Annotated in this window: 4 protein-coding genes; 2 read left to right on the forward strand and 2 right to left on the reverse strand. The window is 72.5% G+C overall.

The annotated features are described in order from the left end of the window. Positions 1 to 48 precede the first annotated feature (48 nt). The gene (locus D6689_08720; protein ID RMH42261.1) at positions 49 to 699 is read right to left on the reverse strand and encodes a DUF4328 domain-containing protein; all 651 of its coding nucleotides are present in this window, start codon (positions 697 to 699) and stop codon (positions 49 to 51) included. Between the two features lie 206 nt (positions 700 to 905). Here D6689_08720 and D6689_08725 point away from each other — a divergent pair, with 206 nt between their 5' ends. Next, complete coding sequence (locus D6689_08725) at positions 906 to 1,166, forward strand: hypothetical protein (GenBank protein ID RMH42262.1); 261 nt, start codon at positions 906 to 908, stop codon at positions 1,164 to 1,166. A 15-nt stretch (positions 1,167 to 1,181) separates the two neighbouring features. Here the strand turns inward: D6689_08725 and D6689_08730 are convergent, their stop codons facing one another. After that, entirely contained in the window at positions 1,182 to 2,438 is a 1,257-nt protein-coding gene (locus tag D6689_08730; GenBank protein ID RMH42263.1) for a replication-associated recombination protein A, read from the reverse strand. A gap of 61 nt (positions 2,439 to 2,499) precedes the next feature. Here D6689_08730 and D6689_08735 point away from each other — a divergent pair, with 61 nt between their 5' ends. Next, on the forward strand, positions 2,500 to 3,087 hold the full coding sequence (locus D6689_08735) for a hypothetical protein (protein ID RMH42264.1): 588 nt from the start codon (positions 2,500 to 2,502) through the stop codon (positions 3,085 to 3,087). Positions 3,088 to 3,186: the final 99 nt, after the last annotated feature.

Raw genomic sequence — 3,186 nt, forward strand, 5'->3', positions numbered from 1 at the left:
ATCTCGGAGCGGGCGGATCGGCGGCGGGGTCGGCCACCGGGCGGCTGGTCACGCGGCGTGCGCGGCCGGGACGGCGGCCATCTGGCGCCGCGTGAGGTTCCGGACCACGAGCACGGCGAGGATCGCCGCGACGATGCGCAGGCCGTCGATGATGACGGCCCACATCTGCTGGGCGGCGACCGCATCGAGATCGGCCTCCGGCGACGGGCGACTCAACACGAACATGCCGAGGATCCCCGACACGACCCACGCGGCCCACCACGCGGTCAGCAGGCCCATGCCGGCGCACGGGTCGCGCTCGGGATCCCGCTCGCTCCGCATCCAGATGTCCTTCGCGATCGCGTAGGGCCACGCCAGGTGCAGGAGCGGAATGAACCACGCGAAGATCGCGGCGGCCGGGCGGTTCGTGTACGGCCCCGGGCTGAGCGCCACGAGGTTGGCGTACGCACGGTAGAACCACGCGAGGAACGTGACCACCGCGATCGCCAATGCGCCCCAGTAGGCCGTGTCGACGTTGTCGGCGAGCCGGACGAGTGCCGCCACCGCCTCGGGCGACACCGACTTGCCCGCCTTGATGTCGCCGATGAGCAGCCACAGCCAGCCACCGGCGACGGCAGACGCCGCGTGGACACTGCCGATGAGCACCAGACCGCCGATGGCGACCTTGGCGCGACCGTGGAGGGGAACGACCGCTTGCATGAGCGAGAACGTAGCGCGGGACCAATTCGATGTCCACGGCCCGCGCGCGCCGCGGCGGCGCCGTCGCCGCGCGAAGTAGCACGAATCCAGGGGTTTTTCGAGCCGCGGGGCCCGCGCCGGGCGGCGCCGGACCGGGGGACGGCGCTTGTCGGGCGGCCGGCCGCCGGATTGAGCCGGCCGCGCAATCGTGGTAGGAACCGGGGCTCATGCTCGAGATGGATCCGACCGTCGAGCGCGTCTTGCTCGGGGTGGCTCACGCCCTGTTCATGAACCGGCTGCACCTGCTGCGCCTCACCGAGGTCGTGCGACTCGGCGTGAAGCCGGACGACGAGGGCATCCTCGACGTGCCGCCGAAGCTCGACGAAGAACTCCGCAAGCAGGCGATCGACTTCGTGTTGATGTGCTTCCCGCAGGAGTTCCACGTGCAGATTCACGAGGCCAAGGCCGACTGGCTGCGGCCGATGTAGCGTCGCGTCCCGCCGCTACGTCCCGCCGTCGTCGCCGTCGCCGTCGCCGGCCCGCAGCCGGTCGACCAGCTCGTCGGGCAGGTAGGTCTCGCCCTCGACGTAGTTGCCGTCGAACTCGTGCGGGTACTTGTAGCCGCGCCCGTAGCCCATCTGCTTCATCAACGCGGTGGGCGCGTTGCGCAGCTTCATCGGCACCGGCAGCGCGCCGTAGTCGCGCACCCATCGCCGCGCCCGCGCGTACGCGGTGAGCACCTCGTTGGACTTCGGCGCGCGCGCCAGGTAGAGCGCCGCCTGCGTGAGCGGCAACACGCCCTCGGGCATGCCGACGAACTCGAACGCGCGGTGCGCCGCCTCGGCGACGACCAGCGCCTGCGGGTCCGCATTGCCGATGTCCTCCGACGCGAGGATCACGAGCCGCCGCGCGACGAACCGCGGGTCCTCGCCCGCCTCGAGCATGCGCGCCATCCAGTAGACCGCCGCGTCCGGGTCCGACCCGCGCACGCTCTTGATGAACGCGCTCACGACATTGTAGTGCTCCTCGCCGCGGCGGTCGTAGCGCAACGTCGGCGCCTGCAGCGCCTCCTCGATCGCCGCGACGGTCACCTCGCCGCCGTCCGCGATCGCCGCGGCGACCTCGAGCGCGTTGAGCGCGCGCCGCGCGTCGCCCTCGGCGCGCCGGACCAGCGCCGCGAGCGCCGCGTCTTCGATCGTCACCCCGCGCAGCTCGCGCGCGCACGCGCGCCGGACCAGCACGGCGATGTCGGCGTCCGACAGCGGCTCGAGCCGCAACACCCGCGCGCGGGATAGAAGCGGCGCGTTGACCTCGAACGAGGGGTTCTCGGTCGTGGCGCCGATCAACACGACCGTGCCGTCCTCGACGTGCGGCAACAGCGCGTCCTGCTGCGCCTTCGAAAAGCGGTGGATCTCGTCGATGAACAGCACCGTCGCCCGGCCGCGCTCGTCGCGGCGGGACGCCGCGCGGGCGACGACCTCGCGGATGTCCTTGACGCCGGCCTGCACCGCGGACAGCGACTCGAGCTCGGCCCGCACGTGGCGCGCGAGAATCCGCGCGAGCGTCGTCTTGCCGCTGCCGGGCGGGCCCCACAGAATCAGGGAGGGGAGAACACCCCCCTCCAGGGCCCGCGCCAGCAGCTTGCCGGGGCCGAGCAGGTGCGCCTGGCCGACGAATTCGTCCAACGATGTCGGACGCATGCGCTCGGCGAGCGGCTGGCCGCGCCGCTGTTTGGCCGCACCGTGGCGAAACAGGTCCATCGGAAAAATCCGCCGGGGGTGATGCCCCGACCCCCCTAGTGCGTACCACGAGCCGCGGCGCATGGGGACCACACGCCACGCCGCGCCCGGCCCACGGGGCCAGCGGCGCATCGGATTCCACACCGTTACCCGCCGGCGCGCGCGGGGCCGAGCTGGCACCGTGCTTGCTTTACCCAGGGCCACCATGACCACCGCGCTCGAACTCGTCTATCGCTACCGCCAGCTCGCTGGCAAGTGCGACACCTGCGGCCTCACGATGGACGAGATCGACCTGATGACGACCATCGAATCGCTGTTCCGCGGCGGCGGTGCGGACGGCCGCCGGTTTTCCCGCGAGCCGGTGTCGCTCACCGCGACGCTGCGCGGGCGCGGCCACAGCGACGTCGTGACCGTCGACAACCTCGCGCCCGGCGGGCTCGTGTGCCAGCGCGCGCCGTACTACGCGACGGACGACACGGTGGACGTCGTGATCGACGACGACGAGTGCGGGCTGTCGTATCGGTTCAAGGCGCGGGTCACGTGGGTTCGCGCCGACGCGGACACCGACGATTACGTGGTCGGGCTCGCGTTCGTCGGCGCGCCGGTGCTGCTCCGGTACGCGCCGGCGCGCGCGGCGGCGAACCGCGTGGGCATGGCGGACGCCGCGTAACCCCCGCCGACGGCGGCGGGTGCCGCGCGTTGGCGGCGCGGCCGGTCGCGGTGGTACGGTCGACCCGGATGGTCGCGCCGGCCCGCGTTGCGCTCGCGC

Source organism: Deltaproteobacteria bacterium (assembly GCA_003696105.1).
Classification (GTDB): domain Bacteria; phylum Myxococcota_A; class Polyangia; order Haliangiales; family J016; genus J016.

Bases quoted from the DNA above. Each gene is read 5' to 3' on its own strand.
- D6689_08720 (RMH42261.1), bottom strand. From the start codon at position 699: ATGCAAGCGGTCGTTCCCCTCCACGGTCGCGCCAAGGTCGCCATCGGC.
- D6689_08725 (RMH42262.1), top strand. From the start codon at position 906: ATGCTCGAGATGGATCCGACCGTCGAGCGCGTCTTGCTCGGGGTGGCT.
- D6689_08730 (RMH42263.1), bottom strand. From the start codon at position 2,438: ATGGACCTGTTTCGCCACGGTGCGGCCAAACAGCGGCGCGGCCAGCCG.
- D6689_08735 (RMH42264.1), top strand. From the start codon at position 2,500: ATGGGGACCACACGCCACGCCGCGCCCGGCCCACGGGGCCAGCGGCGC.